Genomic DNA, 18,459 nt, shown 5'->3' with positions numbered 1-18,459 from the left:
CTCAGAAATTCACTCGGTCGCCGCCCTTGAGGCCGAGCGTGGCGCGGGCCTCCTCCGGGGTGGCGATCTCGTAGCCGAGTTCTTCGACGATGCGGCGGATCTTGGCGACCTGCTCGGCATTGGAGGTGGCGAGCTTGCCCCTGCCGATGAACAGGCTGTCCTCCAGGCCGACGCGGACATTGCCGCCCATCATCGCGGCCTGCGTGCAGAACGCCATCTGATGACGGCCAGCCGCAAGAACAGACCAGTGATAGTCCTTGCCGAACAGCTTGTCGGCAGTGCGCTTCATGAACATCAGATTCTCAGGGTCGGCACCGATGCCGCCCAAAATGCCGAAGATCAACTGCAGGAAGACCGGGGGCTTGAACCAGCCGCGATCGAGGCAATGCGCGAGATTGTAGAGGTGGCCGACATCGTAGCACTCGTGCTCGAACTTGGTGCCGTGCCCCTCGCCGAGCAATTTGTAGATGCGCTCGATATCGCCGAAGGTGTTGCGGAAGATGAAGTCCTTGGTGCCGGCGAGATAGGGCTGTTCCCAGGGGTGTTTCCAGTCGCTGTACTTCTCCGCCAGCGGGTGCAGCGCGAAATTCATCGAGCCCATGTTGAGCGAGCACATCTCGGGCGCGGCCTTGAGCGGCGCCGCGAGGCGCTCATCCACCGTCATGGTCAGGCCGYCGCCGGTGGTGATGTTCACCACCGCGTCCGTCGCCTGCTTGATGCGCGGCAGAAACTCCATGAACACGGCGGGGTCCGGCGTCGGGCGGCCGTCCTTGGGGTCGCGGGCGTGCAGATGCAGGATGGCCGCGCCGGCTTCGGCGGCGGCGATGGCCTGTTCCGCGATCTGGTCGGGCGTGATCGGCAGATGCTCGGACATGGTCGGCGTATGGATGCCGCCGGTGACGGCGCAGGTGATGATGACCTTGCTCATGGGCGTCTCCCTTGCTTTTCGTTTCAGGCGGGCAGGATGGCGACGGCGCGTGTCCAGCCGGCGGACCCGTTGCGGACCTTCACCGGCAGGCAACTGACCATGAAGCCGGTTGCCGGCAGCGCTTCGAGATTATGCAGCTTCTCGATCTGGCAGTAGCCGGCCTCGCGCCCGGCCTTATGGCCCTCCCAGATCAGCGAGGCGTCGCCCGTCTCGGCGAAACGCCGGGCGGTATGGCTGAACGGGGCATCCCAACTCCAGCCATCGGTGCCGACGACCTTGATCCCTTGACGGACGAGATGCAGCGTGGCCTCGCGGCCGAAGCCGCAGCCGGAGTCGATATAATCGGCCTGTCCGTAGCGGCTTCCGGCGCGGGTGTTGACCACCACGATTTCGAGCGGGCTGAGGCGATGGCCGATCCGCTCCAGCTCGGCATCGATCTGGGCGGGGGTGACGACGTGACCATCCGGAAGATGGCGGAAATCGAGCTTCACGCCCGGCTGCAGGAACCACTCCAGCGGGCATTCGTCGATCTTCAGGGCAGGGGCGCCGCCATCCTGCGTCGGGTGATAATGCCAGGGCGCGTCGACATGGGTGCCGTTATGCGTCGAGATCGTCGCAAGCTCGACGGCCCAGCCCATAGCGTCCGGGAGTTGCTCAGGCTTCAGGCCGGGAAAAGCCGCAGCGATGTCCTTCGCGGTGCCCTCATGGGTGCGGTAGTCGATCCTGACCTTCTGGAAAGGCGGATCGGCAGGCACATCGTTTTCGAGCGGGATCGAGAGATCGACGAGGCGCCCGGTCGGCATCATGCTGGTTTCCTTCCCGTCCCGATGTGCTTTTCTCGGCATAATTTGGACGAACGTCCGACCAATAGCGTAAGATGCGCTTTCTGGTAAGAGGAAATCGCGCAGCGCGGAGGCGTTGCGAAGGAAAGGGATTCGATGTCAGGGGCGTCGACGCGCGAGCGCATTCTCGACGCTGCGGAGCGGACATTCGCGGAACGTGGCGGCGCCGATGGCGCTTCGATGCGGGATCTCGCGGCCGCGGCTGACGTCCGGCTTTCGCAGCTGAGCTATTACTTCGGCTCGAAGGAGGCGCTGTATCGGGCCGTCTTCGCCCGCCGGGCGGATGCGCTGGCCCTGGCACGCGGCACGGCGCTCGGCGTGGCGATGGCCGTGTCCGCGCCTGATATCCGTGCGGTGGTCGAAGCCTTCATGGGCCCTTCCGTGCGCCAGCGTTTCGCGGAAGGCGTTCAAGGGGCGGCGTTCGCGCAGCTGACGGCCCGCGAGGCGGTCGATCCGCGCGAGGCCGCGCGCGGTGTATTGGCCGAGCATTTCGACCCCACGGCCAGCGATTTCCTGGCGGCATTTGCGCGGCTCTACCCGGGTTCATCCCCCGCTTGCCGCGTCGATGCCTATCTTTTCATGGTTGGAGCGCTGGTCATGACGATGGCGTCCGGCGACCGCGCCGCACGGCTCGATCAGGAGCGCCGTGATGCCCCCCCAGGCGAGAACACCGAGCTATTGCTCGAACATCTCATCACATTCTGCGCTGCCGGAATTGTCGGGTTGCTGGCGAGAAGGAACGGCGGATCGGCCGGGGCCTGATTGCCTTCGGCGACCCGGCGAAACCGATTATGATCCGCAGAGATGGATTGCCCATCGCACGACTGCAGAACGCAGGCTTCAATCTCTCTCCAAGCAGAAATTCGAAGGTATTTTCTATCCGAGCAGTGCCATAACGCCGCTCGGCCGCGTCTGTCATGCGGCCGAACGGAGCTTGATATGATCGACCGCAGAACTCTGCTGGCTCTGGCGGCCGGTACCGTGGCCGGGATCGGTCAGGGCTTCGCTCAAAGCACGACGCTGCGCATCGGCTATGTGCCGGTCATCGGAGCGAGCGCCCTGTTCGTCGTCGCAGGAGACGGATCGGCACGAGATGCCGGCCTCGACCTCAAGCTCAGCAAGTTCGACTCCGGCCCGAACGCCATCCAGGCCTTCGCCTCCGGGACGATCGACATCCTGGTCATCGGCGTCGCTCCGGTGGCCGTCGCCCGCGCCCGCGGACTCGACACCGCGATCATCACTGCCGCTGCCGTCGGCGGTGCCGCCTTCATGGCGGGTCCCACCCTGGCCAAGGCCTTCGCCGAAAATGGCAACGACCCGGCCAAGGCCTTTGCCGCCTTCAAGGCTGCGACGGGCCGCAAGGCCAAGTTGGGCACACTGCCGCCCGGCGGCGTGCCGACGGTCGCCCTTCACCATTGGCTCTGGAAAGTCGGCAAGGTCGAGCGATCCGACGTCGAGATCGCCAATATGGGCATCGAGGTGGTGCAACAGGCCATGCTGACGGGCGCCATCGATGGCGGCACGCTGCTCGAGCCTTCGGTCACGCTTGTTTCCGAGCGGGACCCGCGCATCAAGCGCATCGTCAATTCGCCGGACATGTTCCCGAACATTCCAGGTGTCGTCGTCGCGGCATCGGGCGACCTCCTCAAGAACCGGCCCGATCTGGCCGAGCGTTTCGTCGGCCTCTTCCATCGAGCGACCGAGCAGATTCGCAGCGAGCCGGCCAAGGCGGCGCCGCTCGTGCTCGCCGTTCTCGGCGGCGGCCTGGTCGAGGAGGGCACGATCGCGCGAGCCCTGACCTCGCCGGCAGTGAGCTTCGTCAACGACCCCGGCAGGATTCGCGGGGCAACCGAGGAGCTGCTCGCCTATCAGGTGGAACTCGGCGACTTCCCCCAGGCCCCGGCGCTCGACGGCCTGTTCGATCAGGCTCTCTACGAACGCGGCGTGCGGACCGCAGCGCGCTGAGCGGCGCGCCTCAAAACGGGCTGGATAGGGTGGCGCTACGCAACGCTATCGATCAGCTACCAGCGTCACAGGCGCAACGCTGAGCGCCCGGATAGCTGGCCTCCGTTTTCCGCCTCAAGCGGATTGGGCAGGGCCGAGCAGGGCGAGCCTGCGGCGCACGCCTTCGTCGTCGAGCAGATTCCCGGCATCGCCATCCAGCCGGTGGCGCCAATTGGGCTTCTCGATCGTCGTGCCGGGGACGTTGGGCTGCACGCGCAGGCCGAGCGCATCCTCTATCGGCACGATCTTCAGCGTGCAGGGCGTCGCGGCGATATAGCGGATCGCCGCGTCCACCACCGGAGCGGTGTCATCGGGAGCAGGGCGCTCGCCCTCGGCCAAACCGGCATCCTGAAAGGCGCCCCAAAGCACGCCGCGCTCCCAGGCGCGGGCATTTTCCGGTTCGGCGCCATCGGCCGGATCGATATCCGAGCCTGCCCACCAGCCTGCGGTCGRCACGAGATCATGAGTGCTCGTCAACGCGACCGCCTGTGGATCCCAGTCCCACGGCCGGACATAGCCGCGCTCGGTGCGCTCGAACCGCAATACGCGCAGGCCGGCGACGCCCTGCTCGCGCAGATAGTCGCGGAAGCCGTAGGGCAGGGTGCCCAGATCCTCGCCGATGACGATGGCACGGTGCCGCCAGGATTCGAGCGCGATGAGCCGGAACAGCGTTTCCGAGGGAAAGCTGACATAGGCGCCGTCGAGTGCGCCCGCACCTTCGGGGATGAGCCAGAGGCGGCTCATGCCCATGACGTGGTCGATGCGGATACCGCCGACATGGCGCAGGCTCGCGCGCAGGGTTTCGATGAAAGGCGCGTAGCCGCTTGCCGCGAGGCCGCGCGGGGAGAAGGTGGTCAAGGCCCAGTTCTGGCCGTCGGCGGCGTAGTAGTCGGGCGGGGCGCCGATGCTGAGCCCGTGCAGGATCTCGTCCTGCCGGCTCCAGGCATGGCTGCCGGACCCGTCCATGCCGATGGCCAGATCGGCGATGAGACCGACCATCATGCCGGCATCCCGGCACGCGCGCTGGGCTCCCGCGTAGGAGCAGCTCGTGAGCCATTGCAGGAAGATATGATAGTTCACATCGCTCGCATGGGCCCCGGCGAACGCACCGACCTCGGCACCGTCGGGGTCGCGATAGCCCGGGAGCCAATCGCGCCAGCTCCGCAATGTCGGGTCGCGCGCCAGCTCTGCTGCGTGCAGCACCTCGAAGATCGCGTGAGAGCGCAGCAAGGGGGAGGCCTCGTCAGCAAAGCGCTGAAAGGCCGCGCGGGGCTCACTGCCGCCATCCGTGCCGAGCAGCCCGTCGAACAGGCCCCGCAGGAAGCGCTGTTTCAGTGGGGTCGCGGCAAGCCAGTCGATCTGACTGAGGCCGGAGAGCCGCTCCATCTCCTCCGCGAGTCCTTGGCGCGCGATGACATCGCGGATCAGGCCGTCCGGCAGCGCCGCGACGGGATCGGCATGAAGAGGGTTGTAGAAGAGCCGTGTCGAAGGGGAGTAGGGGCTGAACTGGGCGGGCAGGGCGCCGTAGAGCGCGTGGACGGGGCTGATCGCCAAGGTGTCGGCGCCCTGGGCGGCTGCGGCGCGCCCGAGCGCGGCAACCCCAGCGAAATTGCCGATGCCGCCGTCATTGTCGCTGCGCAGGGAATAGATCTGGGCGGCCAGCCCCCAGCCGGCGCGCCCGCCCGACAGATCCGGGAAGGTGATGCAGCGCGCCGGGGCGACCGCAACTGTGATGGTCCCGCTGTCGAGCTGGATGCTGTGGTAGCCCGGCTCGTCGAAGGCGGGCAGGGACAGGCGATCTCCCGATCTGTCGGCCGTGACGGTGCGGCGCGTTCCGTCCTCCCGAACCGTCTCGACAGTCATGCCGGCTTCGCCTGCCACCGGCAGGTCGACCGGTCGGCCGACACGGGCGGTCACGAAACTCGCCGAACCCGAGAGCGGGTTGGCTTCGATGGCAGCGAGCGAGTTGCGCAGGGCCTCGTCGCCAGCCGTGGGCAGACCAAGCGCCAGCAGGATGGCGCGCAGGCTGTCCGGCGAGACCTGGCGCAGCGTGCCGGTCTGGTCGGTCCATTCGGGCGCGATGCCGGCGCGCATGGCGAGCTGGCGCAGGATGTCGTCGGTCATCGCTCGCTCCGAAGCTCAGATCTTGCGCGCCGGGCCGGCATGTTCCAGCACGACCAGAGACAGCGGGGGCAGGGTCAATGACAATGATTGCGTCTGCCCATGCGCGGCCACGGGCTCAGCCACAACCTGCCCGCCATTGCCCAGGTCCGAGCCGCCATAGGCGGCCGCGTCGCTGTTGAGCCGTTCCGCCCAAAGGCCTGAAGCGGGGACGCCGACGCGATAATCGTGGCGCGGGACCGGCGTCATGTTCGAGACGACGAGCAGGGGCGGCCGATCGTCCCCGGCAGATCGCGCGAAGGCGAAGATGGCGTTGACGTTGTCGTCCGCGATGACCCAGTCGAAGCCATCGGGGCTGTGGTCCAGGCGATAGAGCGCCGGGGTCGCGCGATAGAGCGCATTGAGATCGCGCATCAGCTGCATCGCACCGCGACGCCGGACGTCGTCATCGGCGGGCCAGGGGAAGGGAGCATCGACGTTCCACTCGTCTTCCTGGCCGAACTCGCAACCCATGAAGAGCAGCTTCTTGCCCGGATGCGTCCACATCAGCGCAAGGCAGAGGCGCAAATTCGCGAAGCGCTGCCAATCGTCGCCGGGCATGCGGCCGAGCAGCGATCCTTTGCCGTGCACGACCTCGTCATGGGAGATCGGCAGCACGAAGTTCTCGGAGAAGGCGTAGATCAGCCCGAAGGTGACGTCGTCGCCGTGAAAGCCGCGATGGATCGGATCGCGCGCGAAATAGCGCAGGGTATCGTGCATCCAGCCCATGTTCCATTTGAAGTGGAACCCGAGCCCGCCATGGTGGACGGGAGAGGTCACGCCGGGCCATGCCGTCGATTCCTCGGCGATGGTGATGGCCCCGCGGCTGCGAGCGCCGACCAGCGTGTTGAGCTCCTGGAAGAACGAGATCGCCTCGAAATTCTCGCGCCCGCCGAGATGGTTGGGCACCCATTCGCCGGGCAGGCGGCTGTAGTCGCGATAGAGCATCGACGCCACCGCATCGACGCGCAGTCCATCAAGATGGAAGGTTTCGAGCCACCACAGCGCCGAGGCGATCAGGAAGCCGCGCACCTCACGCCGGCCGACATTGTAGATCAGCGTGTTCCAGTCGCGGTGGAAGCCCTGTCGCGGGTCCTCGTGCTCATAGAGCGCGGTGCCGTCGAAGCGGGCAATGCCGTGATCGTCAGACGGGAAATGCGCCGGCACCCAATCCAGGATCACCCCGATGCCGGCGGCGTGGCAGCGATCGACGAAGCGGGCGAAGTCCTCCGCAGAGCCGAGCCGGGCGGTCGGCGCGAACAGCCCGAGCGGCTGGTAGCCCCATGAGCCCCCGAACGGGTGCTCCGTGATCGGCAGCAATTCGACATGGGTGAAGCCCATATACTGCAGATAGGGGATCAGCCTGTCCGTCGCTTCGTCCCAGCTGCCGAGCTGGCCCCATTCCGTCCGCAGCCATGAGCCGACATGGACCTCATAGGCCGCAAGCGGCTCGTTCATCGGAGTGGCGTTCTCGCGATGCTTCAGCCATTCGGCGTCTGTCCAGGTGAATGCGGGTGCCGCTGCGACGATCGAGCCGGTGCGCGGCGGAAGCTCGTGCCGCCGGCCGAGCGGATCGGCCTTCCAGGGCAGCTGTTCGCCATGGGAGCCGGTGATCGCATATTTGTAGACAGCGCCGGGGCCGATGCCCGGGATGAACAGTTCCCAGATGCCGGGGCCGAGGCGACGGCGCATCGCGTGACGGCGGGCATCCCAGCCGTTGAAGTCGCCGACGACCGAGACATGAGAGGCGTTCGGCGCCCAGACGGCGAAGAGAACGCCGTCGACGCCGTCGAAGCTGCGCGGATTGGCGCCGAGCCGGGTCGACAGATCGAAATGCCGTCCCTCGGCGAAGAGGTAGATGTCCTCCTCCGAGAGCAGCAGGCCGAAGGCGTAGGGATCGGCCGCCTCGACGATGCCGTCCGGCCAGGAAATCCGGAGCCGATAGGGCTCGTCAGCCGGCGCGATGGCCTGGAATATGCTGTTGCCCAGGCCGATCATGGCGACGGATTTGCGGTCGTCGCCCTCTCCGGTGACGAGCTCGACATAATTGGTGCCGGGCAGGAAGGCCCGCACGAAATGGCCGCCCTCGAAGGCGTGTCGGCCGAGCACGGCGAAGGGGTCGGGATGCCGCGCCTGCTCGAGGAGATCGACCTCATGCAAGGACAAGCTGGGCAGGGGAGGCAAAGTCTGGCGCATCAGTCGCCCTTGTCGCGGCGCGAGAGGGACTCCACCGCAGCCGGGGAATCATTCATGATGCAACGCAGCAGAGATGCTTTGCGTTCCGGCTTCAAGATGCCGCATATTTCGTCAGATCCTGCCCGGAACCGGGCGCTTTGGCTGCGGTTGTTCAACCGGATTTTAGCCCTGAGGCAAGGAAATTGTCGATGAGCCGGGAGCAGATCGTCCGCGATACCGCCTATGCGATCTGGGAGGCGGAGGGCAAGCCGGAGGGGCGCGATACCGAGCATTGGCGACAGGCCGAGCAGCGCGTCGCCGCGAGCGTCGACAAAGCCCCCAAAGCGAAAGCGCCGGTAAAGGGCAAGGTCACGCCTGACGCCGATGGCAAGCCGAAGGCGCAGGCGCCCCTCAAGGCCGCTGCGACGAAAGCCGCGCCCGGCAAAGCCGCATCGACGAAGAAAGTCTGAGGTTGCCGGCTCGACCGGTCGCACTCTCCGGGCTGCCAATAGCCGCTCTCTATGGGAGCGGCTTTTTTGCGTCCAGAAGCCTCGTGCCACGCTGTTCAAGCGGCCAGGGCTCGAGCGTAGACATCGGCATAGCGGAACGTGGGGCGGCGCCAGTCGAAGCGCTTGGCCATCGCGTGCTCGCGCATTTGCCGGAAGTCGCGCTTCGAGCGATAGGCTTCGAGGGCACGCGTGACGGCGCCGGTGAGCCCCGCCCCGGTCAGCGACGAGAACAGGAAGCCCGAAAGCCCATCCTCGATCGTGTCGACGAGCCCGCCGGTACGATAGGCGATCGGCAGGGCGCCGGAGCGTTGGGCGTACATCTGGCTCAGGCCACAGGGTTCGAAGCGGGAGGGCATCAGCAGGAAGTCGCTCGCCGCGAAGAGGCGCCGCGCCTCGCCATCGTCGAAGCCGATGCGAGCGGCGACCGAGCGGGGATACTGCCGCGCCAGCTTCTCGACCGCCTCCTCGATGCGCGGCTCGCCGCGTCCGGTGACGACGAGCTGGCCGCCTTGCCTGACGATGGTCTCCGCCGCTTCCAGCGACAGGTCGATGCCCTTCTGATGGACGAGGCGCGAGACGATGGAGAACAGCGGGCCGCGCGAGTCGGGCAGTTCGAAGACCTTGCGGATTTCGGCGGCGTTGCGTCGCTTCCACTGCCGGATGATCTGCTCGCTGGTCTTGCCGCCTTCGATCAGCGCGTTCCAGCTATCGTCGATGCCGTTGACGATGCCGGTGAGGCGGCCCTCGTCCATGCGCGTCTTCAGGAGCCCTTCGAGGCCGCAGCCATGTTCCGGCGTGGTGATTTCCTGGGCGTAGGTTTCGCTGACCGTGGTGACGTGGGAGCCGTAGAAGATGCCGCTCTTCAAGAACGAGATCTTGCCGTGGAATTCGGCGCCGTTGACGTGGAAGGCGAGGTCGGGGATGCCGAGCGCGGCCATGCGCTGCGGCTGGTAGAGGCCCTGATAGGCGAGGTTGTGGATCGTCAGGATCGACGGGGTAGCCAATCCCTTCCAGCGCAGATACCCGGCCGCGAGCGCGGACGGCCAGTCGTTGACGTGGATGATGTCCGGCTTCCAGTTCGGATCGGCTTCACCGGCGGCGATTTCCGCGGCCGCGAGCGACAGCCGGCCGAAACGGACGTCGTTGTCGCCGAAATCCCCGCCGCCGAAAGGCCCGTAGGGCGATCCTTCGCGATCATAGAGTTCATCGCAGAGCACGGCGTAGATCGTGAGCCCGTCCGGGGTGGCGAAGCGCCCGAGCGACCAGGGAGGCAGGCTCGCCGTGCGCGGCATCGTCCGCACGATGTCCATGGTCGGCCTGGCAGCCCGCACCTGGCGGAACCCGGGGATCAGAACGCGGACGTCGCAGAATCCGCGCAACTGACGCGGCAGTGCCGTGGAGACCTCTCCGAGCCCGCCGGCCTTGATGAAATCCCCCATCTCGGAGGTGACGAAGAGGAGTTTGGTCGCAGCCGCTATAGGCGAAGGCGCTTCGGCGGGTTCATGCCTGACGGCCTGGGCATAGGTGAGGGCGTGGCCTGACGTGGACGAGACGGTCTCGGTCTCAGCCTGCTTCAGCACATCGGCCATCGTCACGTCCTCGGCACGTCGCCCATCGAGAAACCCAGCGGAGTCATCATAGTTCCATGTTGCATTGCAAAATCATTATGCAAGATCGGGACCGTTCCGCCGGAACCGGGCGGCATGCGCGACGTTGCAGCCTTCACGACCAGCATGACGGGCGGAGATGACAGGGTCGTGGCGCGATGCCGTTGCCCGTTCCCGCCTCAAAGGATGAGGCGAGAGCGGCATGGCGCGGACTTCCATCGATCCGAGCGAGATCAAGCCTGGGCATATCAGCGAACTCGGGGCGACCTGCGACGGGGAGGGCACCAACTTCGCGCTGTTCTCGGCCCATGCCGAACGGGTCGAGCTCTGCCTTTTCGACGAGAGCGGCAAGACCGAGACGGCACGCATCACCTTGCCGGAATATACCGACGAGGTCTTTCACGGTTACTTGCCCGGCATCGGCCCGGGGCAGCGCTATGGCTATCGCGTCCATGGCCGCTTCGCGCCCGAAGAGGGGCATCGGTTCAATCCCAACAAGCTGCTGCTCGATCCCTATGCCAGGGAGTTCTCAGGCGCCCTCGACTGGAACGACGCGCATTACGGCTACGAGATCGGAGCTGGAAAGGATCGGGACCTCAGCTTCAGCGAGTTGGACAGCGCCCCGTTCACGCCGAAATGCGTGGTCGTGGACTGGAAGGCCGATCCGAAGCGCCCCGCATCGCCGGCGGTCGAATGGGACCGGACGATCTTCTACGAGGCCCATGTACGCGGCTTCACCCAGCTTCACCCGGCGGTGCCGGAGGACAAGCGCGGCACCTTCGACGGCCTCGGCGAGAAGGCGGTGATCGACTATATCAAGGCACTCGGCGTCACCACGGTCGAGCTTCTGCCGGTGCATGCCTATCTCGACGACCATCACCTCGTCGCCAAGGGCCTGTCGAACTATTGGGGCTACAATAGCATCGGCTTCTTCGCGCCGATGGCGCGCTATCTCGGCCGGGCCGGCCTGTCCTCATTCCGCGACATGGTCCGCAAGTTCCACGATGCCGGGCTCGAGGTCGTGCTGGACGTGGTCTACAACCATACGGCGGAAGGCAACGAGCTCGGGCCGACGCTCTCCTTCAAGGGCATCGACAATTTCTCCTACTACCGGACGATGCCGAAGGAGCCGCGCTTCTACATCAACGACACCGGCACCGGGAACACGGTCAACACTTCCCATCCGCGCGTGCTGCAGATGGTGATGGATTCGCTGCGCTACTGGGTCGAGGTCATGGAAGTCGACGGTTTCCGCTTCGATCTCGGCACGATCCTCGGCCGCGAGCCGCATGGCTTCGACCCGCGCGGCGGCTTCTTCGACGCGATCGGGCAGGACCCGGTGCTGCGCAAGGTCAAGCTGGTCGGCGAGCCCTGGGATATCGGCCCCGGCGGCTATCAGGTCGGCAGCTTCCCACCCGGCTGGGCCGAATGGAACGACAAGTACCGCGATACCGTGCGGGCCTATTGGAAGGGCGAGGAAGGCATCATCCGCGACCTCGCCGCGCGGGTCACGGGCTCTGGTGACATCTACGATCAGCGCGGCCGCAGACCCTGGGCCGGAGTGAACTTCCTGACCGCGCATGACGGCTTCACGCTCAATGACCTCGTTTCCTACAACGACAAGCACAACGAGCCGAACGGCGAGGACAACAAGGACGGCCACGGCCACAATCTGTCCTTCAACTATGGCACCGAGGGGCCGACAGAAGACGAGGGCATCATTGCCGTGCGCGAGCGGCAAAAGCGCAATCTGCTGGCGACGCTGCTCCTCTCCCACGGCACGCCAATGCTGCTCTCCGGAGACGAGCATGGCCATTCCAACCGCGGCAACAACAACGTCTACGCCCAGGATAACGACACCGCCTGGATGCGCTGGGACGAGATCACCGCTCGCGACGAGGCGCTTGCCAGCTTCGTGAAGCGCGTGATCGCGCTGCGGACGGAGCATCCGATCTTCCGCCGGGCATCCTTCCGCGACGGCTGCGTGCTGCGCTGGGTCAATCCGGCCGGCGGCGACCAGCAGGAGGAGCACTGGGATGACCCGGGCGTGCTCGCGATCGGTCTGCTGATGCATAGGCCCGATGTCGAGGCCGGGGGCGACGAGGCGCTGATCCTGTTCAATGCCTTCGATGGCGAGGTCGTGTTCAAGATTCCGGCGCGGGTGAAGCCGGGCTCCTGGGCAGTGGTGCTGGATACAGAGACCGGCCCTAACTCGGACGAAGGCCGCAAAGGGGTGAAGGCCGATCAGGAGATCACGCTGTCGCCGCGCTCGCTGATCGTCCTGATGTGACGATGCTCGGCGTTCGCTAGAACTCAGGAGTGTTGACGGAACCGCGGCGTCATTCGGGGGCTTCGCGTCAGCGAAGAGCCCGGAACCCATGAACACGGGGTCAAACGAGAAGGCCCGTCGGATCGGCGCGCTTTTGGATGAGCTGTCGTGTTCATGGGTTCCGGGCTCGGGCCTGCGGCCCGCCCTGGAATGACGGCGTGGTTCCGTGCAAAATCAACGTGCTCTACGCCGCGCAGCGCCAGAGGCTGACGCTGCGGGGCGGCAGTCCGCCGGCTGCGCCCTCGGTCGAGGCGAGCAATCTGTTCCATCTTCCTGTGGCCATCGACAAAGGGATGGCTTCCCGCGCACGGTTGACGGCGATGAGGAGGCTTTCTTCCGTACCGTTGAGCTGGAGGCAGAAGGCATCCAGGCTCGTCCATTCGTCGTCGGCCACACGCTGGCCGTTCGGCTTCAGCCAGAGTGCGTCGGGCGGCTCGCCATCCCCGGTCAGGAAGGCATCTTGCCCGAGAACGGGATGGGCACGGCGCAGGCGCATCAGTTCCGCGACGAAGTCGATCATGGCCCCGTCGACTGACGCCCAATCGAGCCAGGTGATGTCGTTGTCCTGCGCATAGGCGTTGTTGTTGCCGCGTTGGGTCCGCCCGAACTCGTCGCCGGCCGTCAGCATCGGGATGCCGCGTGACAGGAAAAGCGTCGCCAGCAGGGCGCGGGCGTCGCGTCGCCGTGTCGCCTCGATTGCGGGATCGCCGCTTGGACCTTCGATGCCGTCGTTCCAGCTGTGGCTGTCATTGTCGCCGTCGCGATTATCCTCGCCATTCGCCTCGTTGTGCTTGGTGGCGTAGCTGACGAGATCGGCGAGAGTGAAGCCATCATGGGCGGCGATGAAGTTGACGCTCGCCTGCGGGCCGCGATGGCGGGCGGCGAAGAGGTCGGAGGAGCCGGCAAGCCGCGTCGCGAACGCTCCAGCCATGCCGCTGTCGCCACGCCAGAAGCGGCGGACATCGTCGCGATAGCGGCCGTTCCATTCGGCGAAGGGGGCGGGGAACTCGCCCAGGCGATAGCCGCCGGGGCCGATGTCCCAGGGCTCGGCGATCAGGATCGACTGCGAGAGGTCCGGATCCTGGAGGAGGGCGGAGAAGAAGGGCGCGTCCGGCGAGAAACCTGTGGCGGTGCGCCCGAGCACGGTGCCGAGGTCGAAGCGGAAGCCGGAGACGCCGAGGCGGCGCCAATGGCGCAACGCGTCCATCGCCAGGCGCACGACCGGCGCGCTATCGAGCGCGATGGTGTGGCCGCAGCCGGTGTCGTTGATCAGCCGGCCGGGATCGTCCTCGGCATGGCGATAATACACCGCGTTATCGAGGCCGCGCAGCGAGATGGTGGCGCCGTGTTCGTCGCTTTCGGCCGTGTGGTTGAAGACGACGTCCAGGATCACGCCGATGCCGGCGCGGTCATAGGTCGCGCACAGCGCTGCGAGATCGGCCGCCCCGTTCGGAGCCAATCGCGGATCGAGCGCGAAGAAGTTGACGGGGTTGTAGCCCCAGGCATTGCGCAGCCCGAGAGGCGGCAGGTGCCGCTCATCCATCCAGGCGGCAACGGGCATCAACTCGACATGGCTGACACCGAGCTTCTTGAGATGCGCGATCAGTGCCGGCTCGGTCAGCGCCGCCAGCGTGCCGCGTAGCGCTTCCGGCGCAGCCGGCTGGTGCATGCTGAACGCCCTGACGGACAGCTCATAGATGAAACCCGGCGATCGCGGAGCGACGACCTGTGCAGCATCGTCGGCGGTGACGATGCCCAGGGGTACGAGCCCGGCCGAATCCACGCCACGCTGCACGAGGCGCGGGTCCCATCGGAACGGGCGATCGACCGATTTCGCATAAGGGTCGACGAGCAGCTTCGATGCATCGAAGCGATGGCCCTGCTCGGGCTGCCAGGGACCCTCGACCCGCAAGCCATAGCGCAATCCCGGCCGCGCGCCCGGCACGAAGCCATGATGGATGTCGCCGCTGCGGACTGGCAGGGGCTGCCGCGCGACCTCCGTTTCGCCGCCCTCGTCGAACAGGCATAGATGCACGCGCTCGCCGTGCCGGGAGAAGACGGCGAAAGCCACGCCATCCCGCGTCGGCGTCGCCCCCAGCTCCGCCGGGCAGGCGCTGCGGACGACGGACCAGCGGGTCATCGGAGCACGAGACGTTGCGTGCGGCGTGTAGACTCGAACGGGCGATGTCCGGCCAAGATCTCAGCCCTTGGGAGCGTAGCCGGCCGGCACGTTCCAGATCCGATCGGCATATTCGCGGATGGCGCGGTCGGCGCTGAACCAGGCGCAATGGGCGGTGTTGGTCACGGCCATACGCCACCATTGCGCGGGATCGCCCCAGAGCGCATCGACCCGCCTCTGTGCCTGGCGGTAGCTCTCGAAGTCGTTCAGCACCATGAACCAGTCATTGGCGCGCAGGCCCTCGACGAGGCCGAGATAGCGGTCGCGATCGCGCGGCGAATAGGCGCCGCTGGCGACGGCATCCAGCACCCCTTCGAGGTGCGGTGCCTCCCGGATGACATCGGCTGTCGGGCGCGGGTTGCGCTTGGCCGCTTCGACCTGTTCCGCCGTCATGCCGAAGATGACGATGTTGTCTTCGCCGACGCGCTCGCCGATCTCGATATTGGCGCCGTCGAGCGTGCCGATGGTGACGGCGCCGTTCAGCGCGAACTTCATGTTGCCGGTGCCGGAGGCCTCCATGCCGGCGGTGGAGATCTGCTCCGAGAGGTCGGCGGCCGGAATGATCATCTCGGCCAGGCTGACATTGTAGTTCGGCAGGAAGACGACCTTGAGTCGGTCGCGCGTGGTGATGTCGTTGTTCACCACGGCGGCGACGTCGTTGATCAGGTTGATGATCGACTTGGCGGTGGCGTAGTTCGACGCCGCCTTGCCGGCGAAGATCTTCACGCGCGGCGCCCAGTCTCGATAGGGCTCGGAGCGGATCGCATCGTAAAGCGCGATCGTCTCGAGGATGTTGAGCAACTGGCGCTTGTATTCGTGGATGCGCTTGATCTGGACGTCGAATAGCGCATCGGGATCGACCGTGACCCCGCAATCCTGGCGGATGATCTTGGCCAGCTTCAGCTTGTTCTCGCGGCGAATGGCGATGAGGCGCTCATGGACGGCCTTGTCGCCCGCATGGGCGCCGAACCGGCGGATGAGGCCGATATCGTCGGTGACCGCTTCTCCGCACGTCTCTTCAAGCAGCTTCGTCAATCCGGGGTTGGCGCCGAACAGCCAGCGGCGCGGCGTGATCCCGTTGGTGACGTTGGTGATGCGATCCGGAAAGACGCCGTTGAGCGGCGCGAAGACCGTCTCCTTCATCAGGCTGGAATGCAGCGCCGAGACGCCGTTCACCTTGTGCGAGCCGACGAAGGCGAGATGGGCCATGCGCACGCGGCGGCCGTGATGCTCGTCGATCAGCGAAAGCGCGGCGAGGTCGGCCTCGGGCGCGTCGCGGCGCACGCTGTCGAGGAAGCGGGCGTTGATGCCGAAGATGATCTGCATGTGGCGCGGCAGCAGCCGCTCCATCAGCGCCACCGGCCAGGTCTCCAGGGCCTCCGGCAGGAGCGTGTGGTTGGTGTAGGAGATCGTGGCGTTGGTGACTGCCCAGGCCTGCTCCCATTCCATCTTGTGCTGGTCGATCAGCAGCCGCATCAGCTCCGCCACGGCGAGCGCAGGGTGCGTGTCGTTGAGCTGGATCGACGCCTTCTCGGCGAGATCGTCCAGCTTGCCGAACTGTCGATAATGCCGCCGGACGAGGTCCTGCAACGATGCGGAGGTGAAGAAGAACTCCTGCCGCAACCGCAATTCCTGGCCGACCGGCGTGGAATCGTTTGGATAGAGCACCTTCGAGATGGCCTCGGCGCGGTTCCGCTCCGCCACAGCGCCGATCAGGTCGCCCTGGTTGAAGGCGTCGAGCGAAAGCGGGTGCATCGCGCGGGCGCGCCACAGCCGCAGCGTGGTGGCGTCCCGGCCGCGCCAGCCGACGATCGGCGTGTCGTAGGCGACGGCGAAGACCGTTTCTTCCGGAGCCCAGAAGACCTCGCCGGGCTCGGCAGTGCCGGTGACCGAGCCGCCGAAGCCGATCTTGTAGGCGCTCTCGCGCCGTTCGAACTCCCACGGATTGCGGAAGGAGAGCCAGTCTTCCGGCACTTCGACTTGCTTGCCGCCGTCGATGCGCTGCTTGAACAGGCCGTGATCGTACCGGATGCCGTAGCCGAGCGCGGCGACGCCGGTCGATGCCATCGCCTCCATGTAGCAGGCGGCGAGCCGGCCGAGGCCGCCATTGCCCAGGGCGGCATCGGGCTCGATGGTTTCGATGTCGTTGAGGTCGACGCCCAACTCATGCATGGCCTGCGCCATCGCGCCGGTCAGCCCGAGATTGTTCAGCGTGTCGGCGAGCGATCGGCCGATCAGGAACTCCAGCGAGAGGTAGTAGACCCGCTTGCGCCCGGTGGCGTAGCTCTCCTTCGTCGAATTCTGCCAGACGTCGACGACATGGTCGCGTGCGGCGAGGATACCCGCCGTCAGCCAGTCATGCGGTTGAGCGACAGCCGGGTTTTTCCCGAGCGAATAGGTGAGCTTGCGCACCACCTCTGCCTTGATGCGCTCGACCTGTTCGTCGGGCTCATAGTGCACGGAGGACTGGGAGGAGGTCGCGCTCAAGGACAAAGCTCGTTGCTGCCAAAGGAGATGCCACGATCTCCTAATGCTGCGGCCACATCAAGGTCGCGTTGCCTCAAGGGTAGACTCAGACCCTGACGCAGCCGGTCAAAAGCGCGCCAGTGATCATTTTTCGAGACTTTCCTTCACACAGGAAATCCGGCCGGAAGCCGCTTCGCTCCCGGCAGCGAATGGAACGGCGATGCACGTTCGCCAAGCGAATGGGACACGCCATCGATGCAGCGTGACCGCCGCAGCCATGACATCGAGGGCTACAGGAAGCCCGCCCGGTGGCGGGGGGCTTCCCGGCATATGCGCCATGAAACTTCGCGTGGCCATCGAGCCGCACCTGCCTGATCCGCAGCTTCTGCCGAGCAAATGCRACCGGCGTGTTCGCGACGGAGCCATTACCGCTGCGTCGACGAACCGAGATCAGGGTCCTACGAGTTGCCCGCCGTCGACGACGATGGTCTGGGCGGTGACCCAGCTGGCCTTGTTGGAAGCGAGGAAGAGCACGACCTCGGCGACTTCCTCGGGCTTGCCCATCCGGCCGAAGGGGATGCTGGCCAACGTCGCTTGATAGAGTTCGGGGTTCGACGTCTTCCGATCCTCCCACGAGCCGCCCGGGAACTCGATCGAACCGGGCGCGACACCATTCACCCGGATACCCTTGCGCGACAGCATCTTCGCCTGGCTCGCGGTGTAATGCATCACCGCCGCCTTGATGGCGCCGTAGGGCGCCGCACGCGATGAGGCACGCAAGGCCGAGATCGACGAGATGTTCACGATCGACGAGCCCGGCTTCATATGGGGGATCGCCGCATGGCTACCGCGGACAATAGCCATCATGTCGACGTTGAGCGAGGCGGCCCAGCCCTCCTCATCGTCCGAATGGCCGAAGCCGGAGGCGTTGTTGACGAGGACGTCCAGCCCGCCAAGAGCCTTCACCGCCTCGGGCACATAGGCCTCGATCGCGCTTGCGTCGGCGAGATCGACGCTGGCCCCGTGAGCCGTGACGCCGAGCGCCGCGATTTCCCTGCGCGTTGCCTCGAGCGGTCCGGCGCCCCGCGCACAGATCGAGACGGACGCGCCGCCGGCCGCGAACCTCAGCGCGATGGAGCGCCCGATGCCGCGGCTGCCGCCCATCACGATCACTCGTTTGCCGGTGAATTCCTTGACCATGCGGGCACTCCTCCTGATCGCCTGACGGCACCTTTGGCGGTGCCGAAGGACTCGGTTTGA

The 18,459-nt window shown here is 66.1% G+C and carries 12 protein-coding genes; 4 read left to right on the top strand and 8 right to left on the bottom strand.

What is annotated here, in order from left to right; genetic code table 11:
* Window position 1: 1 nt before the first annotated feature.
* Window positions 2-928, bottom strand: coding sequence for a 3,5-dioxohexanoate:acetyl-CoA acetone transferase (kce, locus tag AC1DVA_RS18335; protein ID WP_476806827.1), 927 nt, complete (start codon window positions 926-928; stop codon window positions 2-4).
* A gap of 23 nt (window positions 929-951) precedes the next feature.
* A complete protein-coding gene (locus AC1DVA_RS18330; protein WP_476806826.1) occupies window positions 952-1,734 on the bottom strand; it encodes a cyclase family protein in 783 nt (260 codons plus the stop codon).
* Between the two features lie 132 nt (window positions 1,735-1,866).
* On the opposite strand from AC1DVA_RS18330, the gene AC1DVA_RS18325 reads away from it, so the two are divergent.
* Both AC1DVA_RS18325 and AC1DVA_RS18320 read left to right on the top strand, forming a co-directional pair.
* The gene (locus AC1DVA_RS18325; RefSeq protein WP_476806825.1) at window positions 1,867-2,532 is read left to right on the top strand and encodes a TetR/AcrR family transcriptional regulator; all 666 of its coding nucleotides are present in this window, start codon (window positions 1,867-1,869) and stop codon (window positions 2,530-2,532) included.
* 177 nt (window positions 2,533-2,709) lie between these two features.
* Window positions 2,710-3,735, top strand: coding sequence for an ABC transporter substrate-binding protein (locus AC1DVA_RS18320; protein ID WP_476806824.1), 1,026 nt, complete (start codon window positions 2,710-2,712; stop codon window positions 3,733-3,735).
* A gap of 114 nt (window positions 3,736-3,849) precedes the next feature.
* Here AC1DVA_RS18320 and malQ read toward each other — a convergent pair whose 3' ends face one another.
* A complete protein-coding gene (malQ, locus tag AC1DVA_RS18315) occupies window positions 3,850-5,898 on the bottom strand; it encodes a 4-alpha-glucanotransferase (RefSeq protein ID WP_476806823.1) in 2,049 nt (682 codons plus the stop codon).
* 15 nt (window positions 5,899-5,913) lie between these two features.
* Window positions 5,914-8,130 (bottom strand): 1,4-alpha-glucan branching protein GlgB, encoded by a 2,217-nt coding sequence (gene glgB / locus AC1DVA_RS18310; protein ID WP_476806822.1) that lies wholly within the window; start codon window positions 8,128-8,130, stop codon window positions 5,914-5,916.
* Between the two features lie 188 nt (window positions 8,131-8,318).
* On the opposite strand from glgB, the gene AC1DVA_RS18305 reads away from it, so the two are divergent.
* On the top strand, window positions 8,319-8,579 hold the full coding sequence (locus AC1DVA_RS18305) for a DUF2934 domain-containing protein (RefSeq protein WP_476806821.1): 261 nt from the start codon (window positions 8,319-8,321) through the stop codon (window positions 8,577-8,579).
* A gap of 95 nt (window positions 8,580-8,674) precedes the next feature.
* Here AC1DVA_RS18305 and glgA read toward each other — a convergent pair whose 3' ends face one another.
* Window positions 8,675-10,207 carry a glycogen synthase GlgA gene (gene glgA, locus AC1DVA_RS18300; RefSeq protein WP_476806820.1) on the bottom strand — a complete coding sequence of 511 codons (1,533 nt, stop codon included), beginning with the start codon at window positions 10,205-10,207 and terminating at the stop codon, window positions 8,675-8,677.
* A gap of 220 nt (window positions 10,208-10,427) precedes the next feature.
* On the opposite strand from glgA, the gene glgX (AC1DVA_RS18295) reads away from it, so the two are divergent.
* On the top strand, window positions 10,428-12,515 hold the full coding sequence (gene glgX / locus AC1DVA_RS18295) for a glycogen debranching protein GlgX (RefSeq protein WP_476806819.1): 2,088 nt from the start codon (window positions 10,428-10,430) through the stop codon (window positions 12,513-12,515).
* A gap of 223 nt (window positions 12,516-12,738) precedes the next feature.
* Here glgX (AC1DVA_RS18295) and glgX (AC1DVA_RS18290) read toward each other — a convergent pair whose 3' ends face one another.
* From glgX (AC1DVA_RS18290) to AC1DVA_RS18280, 3 genes are all read right to left on the bottom strand, one after another.
* The gene (gene glgX / locus AC1DVA_RS18290; protein WP_476806818.1) at window positions 12,739-14,694 is read right to left on the bottom strand and encodes a glycogen debranching protein GlgX; all 1,956 of its coding nucleotides are present in this window, start codon (window positions 14,692-14,694) and stop codon (window positions 12,739-12,741) included.
* A 60-nt stretch (window positions 14,695-14,754) separates the two neighbouring features.
* The gene (locus AC1DVA_RS18285; RefSeq protein ID WP_476806817.1) at window positions 14,755-17,220 is read right to left on the bottom strand and encodes a glycogen/starch/alpha-glucan phosphorylase; all 2,466 of its coding nucleotides are present in this window, start codon (window positions 17,218-17,220) and stop codon (window positions 14,755-14,757) included.
* Window positions 17,221-17,649: 429 nt separating this feature from the next.
* On the bottom strand, window positions 17,650-18,399 hold the full coding sequence (locus AC1DVA_RS18280; RefSeq protein WP_476806816.1) for an SDR family NAD(P)-dependent oxidoreductase: 750 nt from the start codon (window positions 18,397-18,399) through the stop codon (window positions 17,650-17,652).
* Between the last annotated feature and the right edge of the window lie 60 nt (window positions 18,400-18,459).

The sequence above is a fragment of the Allobosea sp. P4_C6 genome (assembly GCF_056402015.1).
This window is presented reverse-complemented; position numbering and strand designations above follow the sequence as displayed.

Coding starts and splice junctions, on each gene's coding strand:
- glgA (WP_476806820.1), bottom strand. CDS start 10,207: ATGGCCGATGTGCTGAAGCAGGCTGAGACCGAGACCGTCTCGTCCACG.
- AC1DVA_RS18305 (WP_476806821.1), top strand. CDS start 8,319: ATGAGCCGGGAGCAGATCGTCCGCGATACCGCCTATGCGATCTGGGAG.
- glgX (WP_476806819.1), top strand. CDS start 10,428: ATGGCGCGGACTTCCATCGATCCGAGCGAGATCAAGCCTGGGCATATC.
- glgX (WP_476806818.1), bottom strand. CDS start 14,694: ATGACCCGCTGGTCCGTCGTCCGCAGCGCCTGCCCGGCGGAGCTGGGG.
- glgB (WP_476806822.1), bottom strand. CDS start 8,130: ATGCGCCAGACTTTGCCTCCCCTGCCCAGCTTGTCCTTGCATGAGGTC.
- AC1DVA_RS18320 (WP_476806824.1), top strand. CDS start 2,710: ATGATCGACCGCAGAACTCTGCTGGCTCTGGCGGCCGGTACCGTGGCC.
- AC1DVA_RS18280 (WP_476806816.1), bottom strand. CDS start 18,399: ATGGTCAAGGAATTCACCGGCAAACGAGTGATCGTGATGGGCGGCAGC.
- AC1DVA_RS18330 (WP_476806826.1), bottom strand. CDS start 1,734: ATGATGCCGACCGGGCGCCTCGTCGATCTCTCGATCCCGCTCGAAAAC.
- AC1DVA_RS18325 (WP_476806825.1), top strand. CDS start 1,867: ATGTCAGGGGCGTCGACGCGCGAGCGCATTCTCGACGCTGCGGAGCGG.